Raw genomic sequence first — 19,194 nt, 5'->3', positions numbered from 1 at the left:
GTCACCCGACCCCCGGGCGGACCCCTAGATTGACCCGCGTGGGAGACATCGTCGCCGGCCTGCTCACCGGCCTGTCCCTCATCGTCGCCATCGGCGCGCAGAACGCCTTCGTGCTCCGCCAAGGGCTCCGCCGCAGCCACGTCGGCCTCGTCGTCGCGATCTGCGCGCTCTCCGACGTCGTCCTCATCATCGCCGGGGTCGCCGGCATCGGCGTCGTCATCGACCGCGCACCCTGGGCGGTCGAGGTGATCCGTTGGCTCGGCGTCGCGTTCCTGACGGCGTACGGCGTCCTGTCGCTGCTGCGCGCCCGACGTCCGCAGGCCCTCGCGGCCGGCGAGGGGGTCGTCGAGTCCCGTGGCGGCGTGGTCGCCAGGGCGGTCGCGCTGACCTGGCTCAACCCGCACGTCTACCTCGACACCGTGCTGCTCCTCGGCTCGATCGCCGGCACCCACGGGACGCCCGGGCGGTGGTGGTTCGCGCTGGGCGCCTGTGTCGCGAGCATCGCGTGGTTCTCCGGGCTGGTGTACGGCGCCCGCCTGGCCGCCCCGCGCCTCGCCGACCCGCGCGCCTGGCAGGTGCTCGACGTCCTCATCGGCCTGGTGATGCTCGCGATCGCCGTCCGCCTCGCCCTCGGCGCCTGACCCGCCTACCCCTCGGAGGTCTCGGCGCGCGCGACGGCCTCGTCGTGCTTCTGGTGGAGGCGGGTACGGATCTCGCCGGCGTCGTAGTGGCGGCGTACGCGCTCGTCGCGGGCGACGGCGGCACCGGTGGCGACACCGGCCAGGATCCCGGCGAGGCCGAGCAGCTTCCACACGCGCATGGCCCGAGCCTAGGGCAGACTTCCGGCCATGGCTCCGGTCCTGACCCTCGACCAGGCGGTCGACCTCACCCGCAGTGGCGACATCTGGCTCTTCCGTGGTCGCCGGGCTCCCGATCGCGCGATCCGCGCGGTCACCAACTCGCCGGTCAACCACGTCGGGATGGCGGTGGTCGTCGACGACCTGCCGCCGCTGATCTTCCACGCCGAGCTCGGCAAGAAGCAGATGGACGTGTGGACCGGCGCCCACCACCGCGGCGTGCAGCTCCACGACCTGCGCGAGGCGGTGTCGCGCTGGCAGACGGAGTACGACCAGGACGCCTGGTTGCGCCAGCTCGAGCCGGAGATCGGCCAGGACGAGGAGGACGGGATGCTGCGCACGATCGCGCGGCTCGACGGCGTCTCGTTCCCCAGCATCGCCAAGCTCGGCGCCCGGTGGCTCCGCGGCCGCGACGCCTACGTCCCGCGCCGCAAGCGCAGCCAGCGGGTGACGCCGGAGGCGGCGTTCTGCGCGGAGATCGTCGCGTCCTGCTACATCGAGATGGGCATCCTGCGCGACGACCGGAAGGCCACCTGGTACGACCCCGGCACCTTCTGGAGCGGCGACTACCTCCCGATCTCCGACGGCTGGAACCTCGGCACGGAGGTCTCGGTCAGCCGATGACCGGGTCGAGTGCGCTCGCGGCACTGGTCGCCACGGAGCTGCGCACTCGAGTCACTGGGCCGCGCGGGTGAGCCGCGCGCCCACAGCGGCCACGGCCGCCCTCAGCTCGTCGCCCCCGACGACCGTGAACTCCAGCGGTACGCCGGCCAGCCACTCGCCGGCGTACGCCTCCGCGTTGCTCGTGGTGCCGACCAGCTCGCAGCCGCCGTCGGGACGCGCGCGCAGCTCCCCCAGCGTCGGGCGGATCCACGGCCGCACCTCCTCGAGCGGCTGCGCGAAGACGACGTGCGTCTCGTGCTCCCAGCCCTTGCCGAGGTTGGCCTCGAGCTCGGCAGCCGGGTCGAGGTCGGCCGGCACGTCGAAGGTGCCCTCGAGGAGCTCGACCGACGTGATGCGGTCGACCCGGAAGGTGCGCAGCTCGTCGGCGTGGTGGGAGTGGCAGAGCAGGTACCACCGGCCGTAGCGCACCACCACCGACCACGGGTCGACCTCGAACGTACGAGCGTTGCCCGCAGCCGTCCGGTAGCCGAGGCGCACCTGCCGCTGGGCGGCGACCGCCTCCACCAGCTCGGAGGTCACGTCCACGTCCGGCTTGGCCGGGAAGCGCTCGGGGACTGCCTGCGCGGTCTCGCGCAGCGCGACCGCCTGCCGGGCGACGTTGCTCGGCAGCACCCGCAGGATCTTGCCGAGCGCCGACCCGACCGGGTCGTCGGGATCGGCGACCGCGTGCTGCGAGTCGAGCGCGGCCATCACCAGGCCGAGCGCCTCGGTCGCGGAGAAGACCAGCGGCGGGAGCCGCAGGCCACGGCCCAGCGTGTAGCCGCCGTAGGGACCGCGGGTCGACTCGACCGGGATGTCGGCCTCGCGCAGGATCGCGACGTAGCGCCGGGCGGCGCGCTCGGTCACGCCGAGGCGCGACGCCAGGTCGGCGGCCGTGATGCCGGGGCGCCCCTGCAGGATGTCCAGCGCCCGCAGCGCCCGCGCGGTCGGGCTGATCTCGCTCATCGTGACCCCATGAGGACATGGTGGCACCGGTTCCGGACGTGGAGCGTCCGGAACCCCTCCTAGGGTGGCTCGCGAGGGGTCGAACACCACCGATGAAGGAGAACTCCATGGACATCGTGCTCATCGCCGGACTCTGGCTCGACGGGTCGGCCTGGGACGACGTGGTCCCCGAGCTCGAGGCGCTCGGCCATCGCGCGGTCCCGCTGACCCTGCCCGGCCAGGGTGACGGCGCCACCGAGGCGACGTACGACGACCAGGTGCAGGCGGTCCTGGCGGCGGTCGACGCCGCCGACGGATCGCCCTACGTGGTCGGCCACTCCGCCGCGTGCACCCTCGCCTGGGCAGCGGCCGACCAGCGCCCCGACGGAGTGAGCGGCGTCGCCCTGATCGGCGGCTTCCCGTCGACCGAGGGCGAGAAGTACGCCGACTTCTTCGAGCCCGTCGACGGCGCGATGCCCTTCCCCGGGTGGGAGAAGTTCGAGGGGCCGGACTCCGACGACATGTCCGAGGAGCTGAAGTCCGACCTGCTCGGCCGGATGATCGCCGTGCCGGTCGGCGTCACCCGGGGCGAGGTGCACTGGACGAGCGAGGCCCGGCACGACGTACCGCTCACGTTGATCTGCCCGGAGTTCAGCCCGGCCGAGGCGCAGGAGTGGATCGACGGCGGCGACGTGCCGGAGCTGGCGTCGGCCACCAGGCTCGAGCTGGTCGACATCGCATCGGGCCACTGGCCGATGTTCACCCAGCCGAAGGCCCTCGCCGTGCTGATCGACGAGGCGACGAAGCGCCCCGCAGCCGGCTCCTAGTCGAGCAGGTCCTCGGGACGCGCCGCGACGGTCGGCTGGTCGGCCGGCGTGTCCAGAGGAGCGGGCTGGCGCAGGTTCATCGGCGTGACGGGCGTGGCCGGCAGCACGTAGTCGCTGTCCACGCCCGAGGCGAGGCCGAGGTCGAGGCCGGACAGCTCCGTGCTGGCCATGCCGAGCATGACCGCGACCGTGCGGGCGTTGGCCGGCCGCTTCTCGGGGTCCTTCTCGAGGAGGGTCGCCACGACCGCCCGCAGCTCGGTCGGCACGTCCTCGGCGAGCGGGGGCGGCGGCTCGTTGACGTGCGACATCGCCGTGGCGATCGGGGTCCCCCGGTCGAAGGGCCGGACCCCGGTGAGCATCTCGTGCGCGACCACGCCGAGGGCGTAGAGGTCGCTCGCCCCGGTCGCGGTCTCGCCGGTGGCCTGCTCTGGGCTGATGTAGTTGGGGGTGCCGAGCATCTCGCCGACCCGCGTGTGGCCGATCGAGTCCATCGCCCGGGCGATGCCGAAGTCGGTCAGCTTCACCACGCCGTCCTCGCGCAGGAGGATGTTGGCAGGCTTGACGTCGCGGTGGACCACCCCGGCCTCGTGGGCGGTGCCGAGGGCGAGCGCGGCCTGGGCCAGGATCGAGCGGACGTTCTCCGCCTCGAGGGCACCCTGGTCGCGGATCACCGCGGACAGCGGGAGGCCCTCGATCAGCTCCATCACCAGGTAGGAGAGGTGGTCGTCCTCGCCGTAGTCGAAGACGGTCGTGATGTTGGGGTGCAGCAGGGCGGCGGAGTGCTGGGCCTCGTCGCGGAACCGCTGCGCGAAGATCTCCTCGTTGTCCGGGTCCGCGCGCATGATCTTCACCGCGACCTGGCGCTGCAGCACGTCGTCGAGCCCGCGCCACACGTCGGCCATGCCACCGGAGGCGATGCGCTCCTCCAGGACGTAGCGGTCCCCGAGACGGAGACCACCCACCAGTCGCTGCACGGTCAAGCCCCACTTCTCCTCGAGCTGGCGGCACGAGCTCGCACCACGTCGGATCGTACGCCGCGGGGAGCGGCTGCCACCGCTTTCCGATGCAGCCTCCACCCCTACGGAGGCACCAGTGCCCCGGCCGCCGGATCGTCATACGTCGCCCGGCCTGCGCGACCGGTCACACCACGATCCACGAACCTCCTTGACAACGTACAACCGATCAGTTGTATGTTTGTCCCGTGAACGAGCCGACCACGCGTGAGCGGGAGGACCAGGCGGACGCCTGGTTCCACGCCCTCGCCGACCGCACCCGGCGCGACATCCTGCGCCGCGTGCTGGCCGGCGAGCACTCCGTCTCGACGCTGGCGCGGAGCTACGACATGAGCTTCGCGGCCGTCCAGAAGCACGTCGCCGTGCTCGAGAGGTCGGGCCTGCTGACCAAGCGCCGGCAGGGCCGCGAGGCCCTCGCCAGTGGCGACGTCGAGGCGGTCCGGTCGGTGGGCGTGATGCTCACCGAGCTCGAGGCGCTGTGGCGCGGCCGGATCTCCCGGATGGACGAGCTCTTCGCCAGCGACACCGGCACCGACACCGACACCCAGACCAGCACCGACACCACCACTTCCACCCAGAAGGACTGAACCCATGCCCGTCACCGACGTTCAGCACGACCTCGACGCCCTCACCCTGACCATCACCGCCGACTTCGCCGCGCCCGTCGAGCGCGTGTGGGAGGTCTACGCCGACCCGCGCCAGCTGGAGCGGGTCTGGGGTCCCCCCTCCCACCCGGCCACCTTCGTCGACCACGAGCTCGCCCCGGGTGAGCGGACGACGTACTACCTGACCACCCCCGAGGGCGACCATTACTACGCCTACTGGGACATCCAGACCGTCGACGGCCCGGACGGCTTCACGTTCCGCGACGGCTTCGCCCTCGACGAGACCTTCACGCCCAACCCGGAGATGCCGGAGTCGCAGCAGGCCTACTCCTTCGTCCCGACCGATGGGGGCACCCGCGCGACCTACGTGTCGTCGTACGCCACCGCGGAGGCGTTGCAGACGGTGCTCGCGATGGGCGTCGTCGAGGGTGCCTCGTCGGCCCTCAACCAGATCGACGACCTGCTCGCCTCGCGCGCAGCCTGACCACCACCACCAGAAGAGGACACCCACGTGCGACCCATCGTCATCACCGAGTTCATCTCCCTCGACGGCATCGTCGACTCCCCGGGCGGCGGGGACCACCCCCACGCCGGCTGGACGTTCAAGGACGTCGACTTCGTCGAGGAGGCCTACGACATCAAGGGCCGCGAGACCGAGCAGGCGTCCGCGCTGCTCCTCGGTCGCCAGTCCTACGACGAGTTCTTCCCGGTGTGGCCCTCGATGGAGGAGTTCGCCACCTACAACGCGATGCCGAAGTACGTCGTCTCGACCACGCTCGCCGGTGACACCGCCCCGTGGGGCGACAGCGAGGTGCAGGTGCTCCGCTCGCTCGACGACGTCGCCGCACTGAAGGAGACCGACGGGGGCGAGATCCACGTGCACGGCAGCCCGACCCTCGCGCAGGGACTGGCCGCGGCGGGCCTGGTCGACCGCTACCACCTGCTGGTCTTCCCGGTCCTCCTCGGCAGCGGCAAGCGCCTCTTCGTCGACGGCACGGCCCTCGACAAGACCACGCTCGAGCTCACCGAGCACGCGTCCTACCCCAACGGGATCACCCTCCAGGTCTACGAGGTCGTGCGCTGAGCGCGAACGCGGTGGATTGAGCGAGTTCCACCCGCGATGATCTGCGGGTGGAACTCGCACTGCTGCTCGTCTCGATGGCCGCCGTCGTCCTCGCCGCCACCGCCATCAGCGAGCGCCTGCACGTCCCGGCGCCGCTCCTCCTGATCGTCGTGGGTGCCGCGGCGTCGTACGTCCCGATGCTGCCCACCATCCACCTCGAGTCCGAGGTCGTGCTGCTCGGCCTGCTGCCACCGCTGCTCTACGCGGCGGCCATCCAGACCTCCCTCGTCGACTTCAACGCCAACCGCGGCGCCATCCTGCGCCTCTCGGTGCTGCTGGTCGTGGTCACCACGATGGCGGTCGCCGCGGTCGTCGAGTGGCTCGTGCCCGGCCTCGGCTGGGCGGCCGCCATCGCGATCGGCGCGGTCGTCGCGCCGCCCGACGCGGTGGCCGCGACCGCGGTGGCCAAGAGGATCGGCCTGCCGCGTCGCGTCGTGACGATCCTCGAGGGCGAGTCGCTGCTCAACGACGCCACGGCCCTGGTCGCGCTGCGCACCGCGATCGCCTTCCTCGCCGGGAGCCTGACGGTCATGGAGGTGGGCCTCGACTTCGTCCGCGCGGCCGGCGGCGGCGCGATCGTCGGATTCGCCCTGTTCGCGCTCGTCGCGTGGCTGCGCAAGCGGATCACCGACCCGCTGCTGGACACCGGCATCTCGTTCCTGACGCCGTTCGCGGCGTTCGTCGCGGCCGAGGAGATCGACGCCTCGGGCGTCATCTCGGTCGTGGTGGCCGGCCTGCTGCTCGGGCACAAGGCGCCGATCATCCAGACCGCCCAGTCGCGGATCACCGAGCGCATCACCTGGCGCACGGTCGCCTTCATCCTGGAGAACACGGTCTTCCTCCTGATCGGCCTCCAGCTCGACTGGATCCTCGAGGACGTCCGCGAGTCCACGCTGCCGGTCGGCAGGATCGTGCTCCTCTGCCTGGCGACGCTGGCAACCGTCATCGTCACGCGCCTCGTCTACATGCAGGTCACCTGGATCTTCCGCCGCACCGACCCCCTCCCGTCCTCGTGGACCTTCCTCATCGGCTGGGCCGGCATGCGCGGCGTCGTCACCCTCGCGGCCGCGTTCGTCATCCCCGAGGAGACACCCCACCGCGAGGTGCTGCTCCTCGTCGCCTTCACGGTCGTGGCCGGGACGCTGCTGCTCCAGGGACTCACCCTCCCGCTGCTCGCCCGCGTCCTCGACGTGCCGGCCCCCGACCCCGCCGAGGACGCGCTCGCCCGCGCCGCCCTGCTCCAGCAGGCCGCCGACGCCGGGCTCGCGCGGCTCGACGAGCTGGAGTACGACGACCACCACGGCGTCTCGGACCAGATCCGGGCCCGCCTCGACCAGCGCTCGTTCGCCGCCTGGGAGCAGCTCGCCACCGCCGAGGACTCCGAGACGCCGTCGCAGCTCTACGCGCGGATCCGCGGCGCGATGATCGAGGCCGAGCGCGCCAAGGTGCTGCTCGTGCGCAGCAAGGGCAAGATCCCCTCCGACGTGGTCAGCGGCGTGCTCGCGATGCTCGACATCGAGGAGTCGATGCTCGACGCCGCCGCCGAGGCGCCCGAGCGCACCCGCATCGGGTCGCTGGCCTTCACCGGCGGGCGGCAGTGCGACGACCTCGACGCGTTCCCCGCGGTCGACACCGTCGCCGACCCGGCGTGCGCGACCTGCCTGGCCGACGGCACCCCCTGGGTCTCGCTGCGCCAGTGCCTCGAGTGCGGCCACGTCGGCTGCTGCGACTCCTCGATCGGCAAGCACGCGACCGCCCACTTCCACGAGACCCTGCACCCGGTCATGGAGTCGGCCCAGCCCGACGAGTCCTGGCGCTGGTGCTTCGTCCACAACCTCACCGGCTGAGAAGGAGCAAGACCATGGGAGCACCCGCGATCGTCATCGCCTCGGCCCACCACGGTGACGTGCTGGCGGAGGCCTTCGGCCGCTACGAGCGGGAGTACGACGTACGCCTCGTCCACGACGAGGTCACCGCGAAGCACACCGCGAAGGACCTGATGAGGTCCGGGCACGAGGTCGCGCTCTTCGTGATCGACTCCGACCACGACCAGGACAAGCTCTACGGCCTCATCGGCGGCACCCGCAAGGCGGTGCCGACCGCGCGGCGGCTGATCGTGTCGCACATCAGCCGGTTCCGGACGGACAACGCCGACTTCCGGCACGCGGTGGCGGCGGGCAAGGTCGACGCGCTGCTGCTGATGCCGCAGGGTCCGCGCGACGAGGAGTTCCACGGCGCCGTCGGCGAGATGCTCAACGAGTGGAACGCGACCGTCGCGAGCCCGGTCGTGGAAAACGTCCGCATCATCACGCCGGAGAAGGACGCGCTCACCCGCGAGCTGCTCGACTACCTCGGGCGGGTCGGGCTGCCCGCCGGCGTGCACCACCCCGACAGCGAGGTCGGCCGCGAGGTCATGGCGAGCTGTCCCGAGGACGAGGGTCGCTGGCCGGTCGTCTCCTCGCTCGCCGGCTGGTGCGGCCACTGCCCCGACGTACGCTCGCTCGCCAACCAGCTCTACGGCCGGCCCGACGAGATCGACGTCGACGAGGTGGTCGACCTGGTGGTCGTCGGCGCCGGCCCGGCCGGCCTCGCGGCCAGCGTGTACGCCTCGAGCGAGGGCCTCTCGACCGTCTGCCTCGAGGCCGAGGCCATCGGCGGGCAGGCCGGCACCAGCTCGATGATCCGCAACTACCTCGGCTTCCCCCGCGGCATCTCCGGGATGCGGCTGGCCCAGCGGGCGCGGGGGCAGGCGCTGCGCTTCGGCACGCGCTTCTTCACCGGCTGGCCCGCGACCGGGATCTCGCCGTGCGAGGACGGCGGCCACCACATCGTCCACACCGAGGGCGGTGACGTGCACACCCGCTCCGTGCTGGTCGCGACCGGCGTGAATTACCGCCGGCTCGGGGTCGACTCGATCGAGGAGCTCGTCGGTCGCGGCGTCTACTACGGCGCGGCGATGGCGGCCGCGCGCGAGCTCGCCGGCGACCACATCGTCATCGTCGGCGGCGGCAACTCGGCCGGTCAGGCGGCGATCCACGCGGCCCGCTTCGCCAAGGAGGTCACCATCGTGGTCCGCCGTCCCGACCTCACGGCCACCATGTCGTCGTACCTCATCAACGAGATCGAGTGGAACCCGCGGATCACGGTCCGCGGCTCGGCGTGCGTCGTCGACGGCGGCGCCGACGACGTCCGGCACCTCTCCTGGCTCACCGTCGAGGACGTCACCACCGGTGAGCACGAGCGGGTCGAGGCGCGCGGCCTCTTCCTCCTGCTCGGCGCGGCGCCGGAGTGCGCGTGGCTGCCCGAGACGGTGCTGCGCGACGAGCGTGGCTTCGTGCTGACAGGTCGTGACATCCCGCGCGAGCAGTGGGAGGACGACGTCCCTCCGGAGGACCTGGCCACCACGGTGCCCGGCATCTTCTGCGGAGGCGACATCCGCTCGGGCTCGATGAAGCGGGTGGCGTCGGCGACCGGCGAGGGCGCGTCGGTGGTCTCGTCCGTGCACGCCTGGCTGGGCCAGTAGGCGCGTCCGTACGTCAGAGCTCGAGCAGCAGGAACAGCACCGCGAGCGCGGGCAGCGTGCCCTGGGTGACGGCGGCGCGCGCCATCCTGCGGTCGTGGGTGACCAGCACCAGGGCCGCGGCGAGCATCGAGCCGGTGCCGGCGAGCGCGAGGGCCGAGCCGACCCCGTGCTCGGACCGGTAGAGCGCGAGACCGACGAGCGTGATGATCGCAAGGAAGAGGTTGTAGAAGCCCTGGTTGTAGGCCAGCGGCCTGGTGGTCTCGGCATCCGCCTCGGTCGTGCCGAAGGTCTTGCGGGTCGCGGGATGCGTCCAGCGGAAGGACTCGAGCACCCAGATGTAGACGTGCAGCAGCGCGGCGAGCAGCGAGAACCCCACGGTGAAGATGGTCATCCTCGAACAGTAGGGGCACCTACCCCTGCGAGGGTGGTACGCCGTTCACGCCGGGGCCATGATCGGGGCCGACGGCTACCCCGCCGCCATGATCAAGGAGGTCCCCATGGGACGACTGATCGGCATCCTGCTCGTGCTCTGGTTGATCATCGGAGCGTTCGCGGCATTCCAGCGCGGCTACTTCGACGACGCGGAGACCAACTGCTCGGAGACGAGCGACATCGTGCTCAACATCGTCGCCGGACCGCTCAACTACACCGGGATCAACCCCAAGGTGGGCTGCCCCGACGTCGACGTCGACACCCCGGAGCCCTCGAAGTAGGGCATCAACGCCCGCGGTTGCGTGGGTGGATCTTCGCGGTCCGCTCATTGCCGCGGCGGTAGTTGCCGGTGATCCGCGCCATCAGCTCCTGCGGGTCGTCGTCCTCGACGTCGGCCAGGAACCGTACGGCGGCCGGGCCGCGCAGGACGGTGGCGCGGCGGCCGTGGTGCGTGATGACGACGTCTCCGCCGCGTGTCTCGTAGTCGAAGCCTTCGGGTCCGGGCACGGGCCCAGCGTGTCAGCCCGGACCCGTCAGGACGATCCGTTTTCCAGCCAGGTCGGCGTCCAGTCCTCGTCGGGGTCCTCGCCGACCCGGCCGTCGACGGCCTCCCGCAGCAGGTCGGCGTGGCCGGTGTGGCGGGAGTACTCCTCGAGCAGGTCGATCAGCAGCCGGCGCAGGCGCGGGTGGTTGCCGTTGCCGTCGTCGACGTGCGCGACGAGGTCGAGCCCGTCCTCGGCGAGGGCGTCCTCGATCCGCCGGGTGTTGCGGACGACCGCCTCGTCGAAGATGGCGTACGTCTCTGCGGCGGTGAAGTGGTCGGCCTCGAACTCCCACTCGTCGGAGTCGTCGTGGCCGAGCGACGACCACGGCTCGACGAGCTCCTCCCCGCGGAGCTTCGTCGTCAGGTAGTAGTCCTCGGCCAGCGCGAGGTGACGGAGCAGCCCGCCCAGGGACAGCGACGACGACGGGATCCGGTGCGCCAGCCCCGCCTCGTCGAGGCCGTCGGCCTTCCACCGCAGGGTGGCGCGCATCCGGCCCAGCGCACCGGTGAGGTGCTCGGCCTCGGTGCCGTCGATCGGCGGCTCCCACGGCGGGGGAACCCAGACGTCGGCGTTCTCTTCAGTGGTCATGACCCTGACGCTAGTGACGGTTGCGGACAGTCGGCTGCCGCTACGGCCTCGCCCGTGGGGAGGCTGGACAGGTCCCCCGCAGTCGGAGCAGTCTGGCCGGATGCGACGACTCGGAGTCACCCTCATCCCCGCCCTGACCCTGCTCACTGCGCTCGCGGCTGCCACCGCGGCGACCTCGGCCGTCGAACACCGCGGCGCGACGCGGCTCGACCCCTTCGACGCCGGCTGGACCGAGCAGGTCCTCGACGCCGACCAGAACTTCCGCGGCCTCGAGGCCGTGAGCAGGAAGGAGGCGTGGGTCACCGGCGAGAGCCTCACGGACGGCGGACCCGCCACGGTCTTCCGCACGACCGACCGCGGGAAGACCTGGACCGACGTCAGCCCCGACGACACCGCAGGTCTGTCCTTCCGCGACGTCGAGGTCAACGGCAAGGTCGCGCACGTCCTGGCGATCGGTCCCGGTGAGGCTTCGCGGATCTACCGCTCCACCGACGGCGGCGCCACGTGGACGATCGCCTTCCAGAACGACGACCCGGACGCGTTCTACGACTGCATGGCGTTCTACCCCGGCGGCCGGAAGGGCCTCGCGGTGAGCGATCCCGTCGACGGCAAGCTGCGCATCCTGTCGACCCGGGACCGGGGCCGGACCTGGACCGTGCTGTCCGACGCCGGGATGCCCGCCTCGGCCGACGAGTTCGGCTTCGCGGCGAGCGGCGACTGCCTCGTCACGGCCGGCAAGGCGGCCTTCCTGATCACCGGAGGTGCGAGGTCCCGGGTCCTGCGCTCGGACGACCGCGGCCTCACCTGGACCGCCGTCGAGTCCGGCATCCCGGAGGGTCCGGCCGCGGGTGGCTTCGCCGGCGCGTTCGCGTCACCGCGTCGCGGCATCGCCGTGGGAGGCGACTTCGGCGAGGACCCGGACCTGCAGGACAACGTCGCCTACACCCGCGACGGCCGCACCTGGACCGACGGCATCACCCTGACCCACATCGGTGAGGACGTGACCTTCCTCCGCGGCTGGAAGGTCGCGGTGGCCACCGGCGACTTCGGCGGGTCGGCCGGCACCAGCCTGACCCGCGACGGCGGCGCGACCTGGGCCCGCGTCAGCGACCTCGGCTACCACGTCGTCGACTGCGTGGCGAAGGTCTGCTGGGCCGCTGGCGGCAAGGGCCGCGTCGGCCGGGGCTGACGGCCTCGGCATCCGGCTCGCCCGCGGCACCGAACCACAGGTGTGAGCCAGCCCGACACGATGTTCGCCAGCAGCAGCGTCCCGCGGCACCTCGTCCGAGGTGCGATCGGGCTGCCGATGATGGTGGCCGCGTTCGTCCTGGTCCCGTGGACGGGGCCGCTGGCACTCCTACTCGTCGTGCCTGCCGCCGTGCTGCTGCGCGGCTGCCCGACGTGCTGGGCCCTGGGACTCGTGCAGACCTGCGCGATCAGTCCACGGGCGTCAGCGGGTGGATCGCGACCTCGCCGCTGAGCGCACCGTCGGCGGCTGCGAAGGCGGCGGCCACGTGCGGCTGACCCATGTGGGCGTCGAGCGCCGCCTGATCGGTCCACCGCTCGACCGTGACGAAGGTGCCGGGAGCGCTGGCCGACTCGAACAGGTCGTAGGCCAGGCACCCCTCCTCGGCGCGCGTCGCCGCGACGAGGGTCGTCAACGCCTCCCGGATCGCGTCGGCGTGCTCGGGCTTGGCGGGGATGGTGGCGACGACCTGGAGATCACTCACGGAAGTTCCTTGTCAGTTGGCGGAGCCCCAGTGTGCGGGGTGCGCGGGTGCCCGGCATAGCCCCTCTCGCCGGGATGGTCGCCCTCGACCGCACGTGCACCGAGGACGCGCATCGCGACGAATCCGGCGCCGGCCGCCACCAGCACGATCACGAGCAGGGTCGTTGCCACAGCTGGGCTCAACATGTCCATCATGTCGATCACCTCCGGCTCCCCACGCTAGGGCGTCGGAGGCGTCCTGCTCCTTACGGTCCCGTGACGCCGTGGGCCTGCTGGCTAGGCTCTCGGCGTGCCCGACCCGACGCGTGTCCCTACCGCTCCCCTGCTCGCCGGAGGCCTCGTCGGCGGGTTCGCCCTGGCCCAGCAGACCGGCGTACGCCCCCTCGGCGGAGCCGCCATGCTCGCCGCCAACGCCGTCGCGGCGCGTCAGTGGTACGCCGTCGGTGGGGCGCCGCTGGCGGCCGTCCTCACGGCGGGCTACTGGACGGCGATGGGCGTGTCCCACCCGCTGGCGAAGAAGGTCGGCACCTGGCCCTCGGTGCTCGGCGTGACCGCGGTCAGCGCAGGCGCGGCCTGGCTGCTGGCCGACCGGCGCCGCTGAGGGTCAGTCCTCCGGCAGGTCGGCGAAGGCCTGCTTCATGTCGCGGTACCACCCGAGCGACCTCTTCGGGTGCCGCCAGCGGCTCTTCATCTCGTCGCGGGCCGGCTGGTGGGCGGCGTCGCCGTCCTTCTCGGCCTGCTTGAGGTGCTGGTCCTGGGCGTTGATCACGTCGTCGTGGGTCTCGCCGCGGTGGGCGAGGTCGCACGGGCCGCCGAGCTGGCGGCAGGTCATGGTCTTCATGAGGATCTCCTGGTGGGTCGTGTCCGGGTGTCATGTGGTCGACGATCGACGGGCCCGGGATGTGACACACCGTCGGACCGGTCCTGAGGCCGGTCGCTGTCTGAGGTGTCACGGCCTGTGGCACGTCTCGGATGGGCGTACGGCGTGTGGTGGGCCACCCCGCGTCGGATCCGCTCGCTCGTGGCGTGGGGACGTGGCGCATGGCGTGTCACCAACGGCACTGCGCGGCCCCGGGACGTCGTCCGGGGTGGGTCACGTCGGGTCGGCACCGGAGCGGCGTACGACCCGGGCGAGCACCGCGGGGTCGGCGCGGAAGGTGATGGCGCGGACCTGACCGGCCTCGACGGTGAAGTCGAAGACCACCCGCGCCTCCCCGCGCAGGAACCACGCCGACGCCGGCCGGTCGCCCACGAGGACGGGGAACGCCGACTGGGCGCTGCCGTTGAAGAAGGTCGCGACCTCGTCACGGCCCTCGATCGACGACGGTGTGCCCGCCAGGACGGCCGCCTCGTCGGCGCCGACGACGGCGTCGGGCGCGAGCAGCTGGAGCAGCCGCTCGACGTCACCGCCGCGAGCGGCGGCCATGAACGCGTCGACCACCTCCCAGTCCGCGAGCGCGTCCTCGGTCGCCGGCTGGGCGACCTTCGACCGGGCGCGCGAGGCGAGCTTGCGGGCGGCCGCGGGAGTGGTGTCGAGGACCGCCGCGATCGTGCCGAACTCGAAGCCGAAGCTGTCGTGCAGGACGAACGCCACCCGCTCCCGGGGCGACAACCGGTCGATCACCGCCTGGAGCGCGATGCCGACCGTGTCGGCGAGCGCGACGTCGTCGGCCGGGTCGGGCGCGGTCTCGACGACTTCGACCTCCTCGTGGGGCACGGGCGTCCGGGAGCGCAACCGGTCGAGGCAGAGCCGGGTGGTCACCGTCGTCAGCCAGGCCGGCAGGTTCTCGATGTCCGTCGCGTCCCGCGTCACCGCCCGGTCCAGCCGCAGCCAGGTCTGCTGGACGACGTCCTCCGCCTCGGCGTGGTCGCCGAGCACCCGGCTCGCGATGCCCACCAGCCGCGGCCGCTCGGCCTCGAATACCTCGGTCTCGTCCATCTGCTCCACCCGCTCCACCCTCTCTGCCCGGCATCATCCACCCCCCTGACGATCGGGCGGCCGGATGTGTGACACGACCCGCGCTGGGAACCGTCCCGCACACTGGGGAGATGGACGGCCCCTGGCGCCGCGGCGCAACGGCACTCGCGACCCTGCCACTCCTCGCGGCCTGCACGGCGACGCCGGAGGAGGAGAGGCGTACGTCGTCGCCGTCCCCGTCGCCCACGTCTAGCGCGAGCACCCCGGCCGAGGAGCCGACCCCCACCGAGGAGCCGACCGAGGAGCCCACCGAGGAGCCCACCGCCGAGCCCACCGAGGAGCCGCGGCCGACCTCGATGGCCGCCCTCGCCGCCGCCGACCTCACCGGCGGCGACCTGCGCCTCGGCGCGGTCCGCGAGCGCACCCCGGCCTACACGTCGTACGACGTCACCTTCCGCTCGACCACCGCCGGCCGCGGCACGGCACCGCTGCGGATCAGCGGGGTGCTCAACGTGCCCACCGGACGCGGCCCCCAGAACGGTCAAGGATGGCCGGCCGTGGTGCTGGCGCACGGCTACATCGACCCGGCCTACTACGTCCGCGGGCAGGGCATGACCCGCGAGCGCGGCTTCCTCGCCCAGCGCGGGTTCGTCGCGCTCCACGTGGACTACCGCAACCACGCCGAGTCGACCGACGACCCGCGGATCGAGCAGGCGGTCAGGCTCGGCTACGCCGCGGACTCGATCGCCGCGGCCCGCGCGCTGAGCAGCTCCGACGACGTCCGGGTCGACCCCGACCGGATCGCGCTCTTCGGCCGCTCGATGGGCGGCGGGGTGATGATGAAGGCCCTTGTCGCCGAGCCCGGGCTGTTCGCCGCCGGTGTCGGCTGGGCGTCGGTGTCGAGCCTGGAGGCGGACAACTTCGCCCAGTTCCAGCGGCCCGACGCCCCGCTCGCGGAGCTCGAGGCGGGCTTCCGCGGCAAGCACGGCCTGCCCAAGGACGACCCGGACTTCTGGCGCGGCGTCTCGCCACGTCCCGACTTCGCCGACATCACCGAGCCGGTGCTGATGGTGCACGGCCGCTTCGACGACACCTGCCCGCCGCCGTGGGCACGCGCGACGCAGCGCGCGATGACCGAGGCGGGCGTCGACGCGACCCTGGAGTGGTACGACGACGGGCACGCGTTCGGACCGGCCTTTGTCGCCGCGATGGACCGCACGGTCCGCTTCCTGCGGGCGCGGATGCCCGCCTGACGCCGACCGTCAGTCTGCGGCGGCACCCTCGAGCCGCTGCGGTGGCGCGACGGCGTAGGCCTTCGACAGCCGACGGTAGGGCGCGGAGGCGAGCGCGATCAGGACGGTGACGAACATGATCGCCCCGGCGAGCATGAAGACCAGCGCGATGCCGCGGGCGTCCCCGTCGCCGACCAGCCAGCCCCAGGCGTCGCGACCCTCCGCGGACTCCATGTAGGGGATGAGCGCGAACTCCGCGATCGGGCCGATCATGAAGGCCGAGATCGGGCTGGCGGCGAGCTCGACGCTCTGCGCGAAGCCGAACACCCGGCCCTGCGTGCGGAACGGCACGACCCGCTGGAGGATCGTCTGCTCGGCGGACTCGGCCGCCGGGATCACGGCCATGAAGAGGAAGATGCCGAGGACGTAGAGCCAGGCCCACTCGCGGATCGTGAAGGTCATCCCGAGCAGGGCGATCGCGACGTTGACCAGCAGGAGGGTGCGGACCGGGTTGGCACCGAGGCCGAGCTTGGCCACCAGGCCGCCGCCGACGACGAAGCCCAGGCCGGTCACGCCGAGGACGATGCCCCAGGCCTCGACGCTGAAGAGCTCGAGCCCGTAGGGGTCCATCAGCGCGATGTAGACCCCGCTGACGAGGTTGTTGAACGTCGTGAAGAGGATCAGCGCGACCAGCCCCGGCACCGCGGTGATCGCCGTGATGGCGCCCCTGAAGTCGAACCGGGCGCCGCCCTCCTCCGGGTCGGGGTCGAGCTCGGGGATCGTGATCGGCACCAGGTGCAGCAGCGAGGCGCCGGTGAGGACGACGGCGATCGCGAGGGTCCAGCCCATCCCGAGCAGGCCCACGCTCAGGCCGCTGAAGACGCTGGTGATCATGAACGAGATGCCCTGCACCGTGCCGACGAGACCGTTGGCCTTGTCGCGGTCGTCCTCCGGCACGAGGAGGGTGACGGTCGTGGAGAGCGCGATGTTGCGCATGCTCTCGACGACCCCGCCGATGAGGACGACCCCGGCGAACAGCCAGAACCACGGGCTCTCCCAGTCGGCGAGCCGCCTCTCGCCGAGGAGCAGCCAGAGCCCGCCTGCCGCGCCGTAGGTGACCAGGGTGATGGTCGACGACAGGACCATCACCTGCTTCTTGCGGTGGCGGTCGACCAGCGTGCCGAAGAACGTCCCGAACACGGCGGTGAAGAGCATGAACCCGCCGCCGATGATCGCCGTCGCCATCACCGAGCGGGTCTCGAGGTAGGCCCAGAAGGTCAGCGCGAACCACAGGAAGCTCGAGGTCACGTTGGCCACGAGCGTGTTGCCGAGGACCGCACGGAACGCGCGCACCGTCTCCGGACCGCGCGTCACCCCGGGCGGGAGGTGGGCCTCGACCTGCGGCGCGGCGGGGTCCGCCGGCACGGGGTCGAGCTCGTCCATGGGCATGGCGAAACCCTAGGACGGACCACCGACAGCGCGCCCCCTACTTTCCGACCGGTGACCCCTCGGCCCACATGGCCGCGATGTGGCGCGAGTCGGTGCCGCAGCAGCCGCCGACGATCCGTACCGCTGGCAGCGATCCCGCCAGTGCCCGGGTGCGCGCCGCGAGGTCGGGCAGGTCGCCCTCGTCGAGCTCCTCGGCCTCGTCGAGCTCGGCGTGGCTGAGCCGGGAGGAGTTCACCCGCAGGCCCGCGATGCGCGCCGCCCACGGTGCCGACGCGTCGAGCCCGAGGCCGACGTGGTCGGGGTGCGCGCAGTTGACCAGGACGTGCGCGGCACCGGAGTCGGTCGCGGCGTCGAGCTGCTCGATCGCCTCCCCGAGAGTGGTGCCGTCGGGCAGCCGGCCGTCGGTCTCGACGGTGTAGGAGACCGCCACCGGCAGCCCCACGGCCTGCCCTGTGCGCACGACCCCGACCGCCTCGGCGACCGTCGTCAGGGTGTACGCCGTCGCGAGGTCCGCGCCCGCCTCGGCGAAGGCCGCGAGCTGCGGGCGGTGGTAGTCGGCGTAGCGGTCCGCGTCGAGGTCGCCGGCGAGGTAGCCGTCGCCGCGCGGGCCGACCGCCCCCACGACCAGCACCCGCTCGACCCCGTCGGGCACCTCGTCCGCGAGGCCGCGCAGGTGGGCGACCGCATCCCGGTTGACCCGCTGCAGTGCGTCGACGTCGTACCCCAGCCGGGCGCCCCAGTCGGTGTTCGCCCGCCAGGTCGGCGTCTCGAGCAGCAGCCCCGCGCCGGCCCGCGCGGCCACGTCGACGTACCCCCGGTAGTAGTCGTCGAGCGCCGCGCGGCCGTCAGCGGTGTCGAGCAGGGGAAAGGACGCGAAGTCGGGAAGGTCGAGCCCGCGGTGGAAGATCAGGTCGGTCTCGAGGCCACCGTCGGTGACCCACCCCTCGGCCGTCTCCGGCAGCTGCCAGGTCGATGCGCTCACCCGCCCAGTGTCGTACGACGACAGGCCCGGCGGCGGGCTGACTAGTCCGGTCGGGCCTGCCGCCGCAGGAGCAGCCTCTCGATCCCCCAGAAGGCGGCGGCGACGACGAGACCGAAGACGAGGATGAAGAAGAGCGTCGTGGCGACCGAGGCGTAGCCGAGGTCCTCGACGTTGGCGAAGCCGTAAGGATAGGCGTGCACGATCGCGCCCCGCACGAGCATCCACACGATCCACACGAGCGGGATCACCAGCGCGAGCGGCACCTCGCGACGCGTGATCCACCCGCGCGGTCCCCAGACCGCCCACACGACGACGGTCAGCAGCGGCGTCACGACGTGGAGGATCGGGTCGGTCAGGAGCGACCAGCCCTCGACGTCGACGGTCGGGGCGAGCAGCACCTGGTAGACGATCGCCGTCACCGTGATCATCAGCAGGCCGGACAGGCGCAGCACCCGGATCGCGAGCGTGTCGCGCAGCGGACGGGCGAGCAGGAGCGTCACGGAGAGCGCGACGACGATGTTGGACCAGATCGTGAAGTAGCTGAGGGTGTCGACCACGCGCGCCAGTGCTCCCGCGGCGCCGGGGGCCGTGTCTCCGTAGAGCCCGGCCTCGACCGGCACCCGCGAGTACCCGTCCAGTGCCGAGATGAGCAGGGTCGCCACGATCCCGAGCCAGGCGATCCCTGCGTTGACGGCGTACGCCGTGTGCGCCTTGCTGGTCGGTTGCCGGTCGGGCGTCTCGTGGTTCTGCACGTGAGGAGTAT

At 72.1% G+C, this 19,194-nt stretch carries 25 protein-coding genes; 12 read left to right on the top strand and 13 right to left on the bottom strand.

All coding sequences use genetic code 11. The features are described 5' to 3' along the window. Nucleotides 1-38: 38 nt before the first annotated feature. Nucleotides 39-641, top strand: coding sequence for a LysE/ArgO family amino acid transporter (locus tag JI751_RS03635; protein WP_307813776.1), 603 nt, complete (start codon nt 39-41; stop codon nt 639-641). Nucleotides 642-646: 5 nt separating this feature from the next. Here JI751_RS03635 and JI751_RS03630 read toward each other — a convergent pair whose 3' ends face one another. Further along, nucleotides 647-820: a hypothetical protein gene (locus JI751_RS03630; protein ID WP_201933461.1), complete on the bottom strand. Its 174-nt coding sequence runs from the start codon at nt 818-820 to the stop codon at nt 647-649. A 28-nt stretch (nt 821-848) separates the two neighbouring features. On the opposite strand from JI751_RS03630, the gene JI751_RS03625 reads away from it, so the two are divergent. Further along, nucleotides 849-1,481 carry a hypothetical protein gene (locus tag JI751_RS03625; protein ID WP_201933460.1) on the top strand — a complete coding sequence of 211 codons (633 nt, stop codon included), beginning with the start codon at nt 849-851 and terminating at the stop codon, nt 1,479-1,481. A gap of 51 nt (nt 1,482-1,532) precedes the next feature. On the opposite strand, the gene JI751_RS03620 is transcribed toward JI751_RS03625, so the two are convergent. Further along, on the bottom strand, nt 1,533-2,486 hold the full coding sequence (locus tag JI751_RS03620; RefSeq protein WP_201933459.1) for a helix-turn-helix transcriptional regulator: 954 nt from the start codon (nt 2,484-2,486) through the stop codon (nt 1,533-1,535). A 107-nt stretch (nt 2,487-2,593) separates the two neighbouring features. On the opposite strand from JI751_RS03620, the gene JI751_RS03615 reads away from it, so the two are divergent. Next, the gene (locus JI751_RS03615; protein WP_201933456.1) at nt 2,594-3,292 is read left to right on the top strand and encodes an alpha/beta fold hydrolase; all 699 of its coding nucleotides are present in this window, start codon (nt 2,594-2,596) and stop codon (nt 3,290-3,292) included. Here JI751_RS03615 and JI751_RS03610 read toward each other — a convergent pair. Beyond that, on the bottom strand, nt 3,289-4,266 hold the full coding sequence (locus tag JI751_RS03610) for a serine/threonine-protein kinase (protein ID WP_307813866.1): 978 nt from the start codon (nt 4,264-4,266) through the stop codon (nt 3,289-3,291). The genes JI751_RS03615 and JI751_RS03610 overlap by 4 nt on opposite strands. A gap of 227 nt (nt 4,267-4,493) precedes the next feature. On the opposite strand from JI751_RS03610, the gene JI751_RS03605 reads away from it, so the two are divergent. Genes JI751_RS03605 through JI751_RS03585 form a run of 5 tightly spaced genes read left to right on the top strand, consistent with a single transcriptional unit; the run spans nt 4,494 to nt 9,556 of the window. After that, nucleotides 4,494-4,892, top strand: coding sequence for an ArsR/SmtB family transcription factor (locus JI751_RS03605; protein WP_201933453.1), 399 nt, complete (start codon nt 4,494-4,496; stop codon nt 4,890-4,892). A gap of 4 nt (nt 4,893-4,896) precedes the next feature. Then, nucleotides 4,897-5,394: an SRPBCC family protein gene (locus tag JI751_RS03600; RefSeq protein WP_201933450.1), complete on the top strand. Its 498-nt coding sequence runs from the start codon at nt 4,897-4,899 to the stop codon at nt 5,392-5,394. A 27-nt stretch (nt 5,395-5,421) separates the two neighbouring features. Then, a complete protein-coding gene (locus JI751_RS03595; RefSeq protein WP_201933447.1) occupies nt 5,422-5,994 on the top strand; it encodes a dihydrofolate reductase family protein in 573 nt (190 codons plus the stop codon). Between the two features lie 47 nt (nt 5,995-6,041). Continuing rightward, nucleotides 6,042-7,880 carry a Na+/H+ antiporter gene (locus JI751_RS03590; protein ID WP_307813775.1) on the top strand — a complete coding sequence of 613 codons (1,839 nt, stop codon included), beginning with the start codon at nt 6,042-6,044 and terminating at the stop codon, nt 7,878-7,880. 14 nt (nt 7,881-7,894) lie between these two features. Beyond that, a complete protein-coding gene (locus tag JI751_RS03585; RefSeq protein WP_201933444.1) occupies nt 7,895-9,556 on the top strand; it encodes an NAD(P)/FAD-dependent oxidoreductase in 1,662 nt (553 codons plus the stop codon). Between the two features lie 13 nt (nt 9,557-9,569). Here JI751_RS03585 and JI751_RS03580 read toward each other — a convergent pair whose 3' ends face one another. Next, entirely contained in the window at nt 9,570-9,947 is a 378-nt protein-coding gene (locus JI751_RS03580) for a DUF1304 domain-containing protein (protein ID WP_201933441.1), read from the bottom strand. A gap of 106 nt (nt 9,948-10,053) precedes the next feature. On the opposite strand from JI751_RS03580, the gene JI751_RS03575 reads away from it, so the two are divergent. After that, entirely contained in the window at nt 10,054-10,269 is a 216-nt protein-coding gene (locus tag JI751_RS03575; protein ID WP_201933439.1) for a hypothetical protein, read from the top strand. Nucleotides 10,270-10,273: 4 nt separating this feature from the next. Here the strand turns inward: JI751_RS03575 and JI751_RS03570 are convergent, their stop codons facing one another. Next, on the bottom strand, nt 10,274-10,495 hold the full coding sequence (locus JI751_RS03570; protein ID WP_201933437.1) for a hypothetical protein: 222 nt from the start codon (nt 10,493-10,495) through the stop codon (nt 10,274-10,276). Nucleotides 10,496-10,521: 26 nt separating this feature from the next. Next, on the bottom strand, nt 10,522-11,121 hold the full coding sequence (locus JI751_RS03565; protein ID WP_201933435.1) for a mycothiol transferase: 600 nt from the start codon (nt 11,119-11,121) through the stop codon (nt 10,522-10,524). 100 nt (nt 11,122-11,221) lie between these two features. Here JI751_RS03565 and JI751_RS03560 point away from each other — a divergent pair, with 100 nt between their 5' ends. Next, nucleotides 11,222-12,310, top strand: coding sequence for a beta propeller repeat protein (locus JI751_RS03560; protein WP_201933433.1), 1,089 nt, complete (start codon nt 11,222-11,224; stop codon nt 12,308-12,310). Between the two features lie 247 nt (nt 12,311-12,557). On the opposite strand, the gene JI751_RS03555 is transcribed toward JI751_RS03560, so the two are convergent. Continuing rightward, complete coding sequence (locus JI751_RS03555; RefSeq protein ID WP_201933431.1) at nt 12,558-12,851, bottom strand: putative quinol monooxygenase; 294 nt, start codon at nt 12,849-12,851, stop codon at nt 12,558-12,560. After that, complete coding sequence (locus JI751_RS03550; protein WP_201933429.1) at nt 12,848-13,054, bottom strand: hypothetical protein; 207 nt, start codon at nt 13,052-13,054, stop codon at nt 12,848-12,850. Before JI751_RS03550 ends, JI751_RS03555 begins: the two co-directional genes overlap by 4 nt. Before the next feature lie 85 nt (nt 13,055-13,139). Between JI751_RS03550 and JI751_RS03545 the strand changes: the two genes are divergently transcribed. Continuing rightward, nucleotides 13,140-13,451: a hypothetical protein gene (locus JI751_RS03545; protein WP_201933426.1), complete on the top strand. Its 312-nt coding sequence runs from the start codon at nt 13,140-13,142 to the stop codon at nt 13,449-13,451. 3 nt (nt 13,452-13,454) lie between these two features. On the opposite strand, the gene JI751_RS03540 is transcribed toward JI751_RS03545, so the two are convergent. Both JI751_RS03540 and JI751_RS03535 read right to left on the bottom strand, forming a co-directional pair. Beyond that, nucleotides 13,455-13,691: a DUF1059 domain-containing protein gene (locus tag JI751_RS03540; protein WP_201933423.1), complete on the bottom strand. Its 237-nt coding sequence runs from the start codon at nt 13,689-13,691 to the stop codon at nt 13,455-13,457. A 252-nt stretch (nt 13,692-13,943) separates the two neighbouring features. Next, the gene (locus JI751_RS03535) at nt 13,944-14,789 is read right to left on the bottom strand and encodes a sigma-70 family RNA polymerase sigma factor (RefSeq protein WP_201934580.1); all 846 of its coding nucleotides are present in this window, start codon (nt 14,787-14,789) and stop codon (nt 13,944-13,946) included. A gap of 110 nt (nt 14,790-14,899) precedes the next feature. Here JI751_RS03535 and JI751_RS03530 point away from each other — a divergent pair, with 110 nt between their 5' ends. Continuing rightward, nucleotides 14,900-16,021 (top strand): alpha/beta hydrolase family protein, encoded by a 1,122-nt coding sequence (locus tag JI751_RS03530; RefSeq protein WP_236665531.1) that lies wholly within the window; start codon nt 14,900-14,902, stop codon nt 16,019-16,021. Nucleotides 16,022-16,030: 9 nt separating this feature from the next. On the opposite strand, the gene JI751_RS03525 is transcribed toward JI751_RS03530, so the two are convergent. The 3 genes from JI751_RS03525 to JI751_RS20815 are packed head-to-tail and all read right to left on the bottom strand — an operon-like array spanning nt 16,031 to nt 19,183. Continuing rightward, nucleotides 16,031-17,449, bottom strand: a complete 1,419-nt coding sequence (locus tag JI751_RS03525) for an MFS transporter (RefSeq protein WP_236665530.1) — start codon at nt 17,447-17,449, stop codon at nt 16,031-16,033. 37 nt (nt 17,450-17,486) lie between these two features. Next, a complete protein-coding gene (locus JI751_RS03520) occupies nt 17,487-18,431 on the bottom strand; it encodes a homocysteine S-methyltransferase family protein (RefSeq protein ID WP_201933420.1) in 945 nt (314 codons plus the stop codon). 41 nt (nt 18,432-18,472) lie between these two features. Further along, a complete protein-coding gene (locus JI751_RS20815; RefSeq protein ID WP_201933416.1) occupies nt 18,473-19,183 on the bottom strand; it encodes a Pr6Pr family membrane protein in 711 nt (236 codons plus the stop codon). Between the last annotated feature and the right edge of the window lie 11 nt (nt 19,184-19,194).

The organism is Nocardioides baculatus, from assembly GCF_016735675.1.
GTDB lineage: Bacteria > Actinomycetota > Actinomycetes > Propionibacteriales > Nocardioidaceae > Nocardioides > Nocardioides baculatus.
This window is presented reverse-complemented; position numbering and strand designations above follow the sequence as displayed.

Coding starts and splice junctions, on each gene's coding strand:
- JI751_RS03630 (WP_201933461.1), bottom strand. CDS start 820: ATGCGCGTGTGGAAGCTGCTCGGCCTCGCCGGGATCCTGGCCGGTGTC.
- JI751_RS03625 (WP_201933460.1), top strand. CDS start 849: ATGGCTCCGGTCCTGACCCTCGACCAGGCGGTCGACCTCACCCGCAGT.
- JI751_RS03620 (WP_201933459.1), bottom strand. CDS start 2,486: ATGAGCGAGATCAGCCCGACCGCGCGGGCGCTGCGGGCGCTGGACATC.
- JI751_RS03615 (WP_201933456.1), top strand. CDS start 2,594: ATGGACATCGTGCTCATCGCCGGACTCTGGCTCGACGGGTCGGCCTGG.
- JI751_RS03600 (WP_201933450.1), top strand. CDS start 4,897: ATGCCCGTCACCGACGTTCAGCACGACCTCGACGCCCTCACCCTGACC.
- JI751_RS03585 (WP_201933444.1), top strand. CDS start 7,895: ATGGGAGCACCCGCGATCGTCATCGCCTCGGCCCACCACGGTGACGTG.
- JI751_RS03580 (WP_201933441.1), bottom strand. CDS start 9,947: ATGACCATCTTCACCGTGGGGTTCTCGCTGCTCGCCGCGCTGCTGCAC.
- JI751_RS03575 (WP_201933439.1), top strand. CDS start 10,054: ATGGGACGACTGATCGGCATCCTGCTCGTGCTCTGGTTGATCATCGGA.
- JI751_RS03565 (WP_201933435.1), bottom strand. CDS start 11,121: ATGACCACTGAAGAGAACGCCGACGTCTGGGTTCCCCCGCCGTGGGAG.
- JI751_RS03560 (WP_201933433.1), top strand. CDS start 11,222: ATGCGACGACTCGGAGTCACCCTCATCCCCGCCCTGACCCTGCTCACT.
- JI751_RS03540 (WP_201933423.1), bottom strand. CDS start 13,691: ATGAAGACCATGACCTGCCGCCAGCTCGGCGGCCCGTGCGACCTCGCC.
- JI751_RS03535 (WP_201934580.1), bottom strand. CDS start 14,789: ATGGACGAGACCGAGGTATTCGAGGCCGAGCGGCCGCGGCTGGTGGGC.
- JI751_RS03530 (WP_236665531.1), top strand. CDS start 14,900: ATGGACGGCCCCTGGCGCCGCGGCGCAACGGCACTCGCGACCCTGCCA.
- JI751_RS03525 (WP_236665530.1), bottom strand. CDS start 17,449: ATGCCCATGGACGAGCTCGACCCCGTGCCGGCGGACCCCGCCGCGCCG.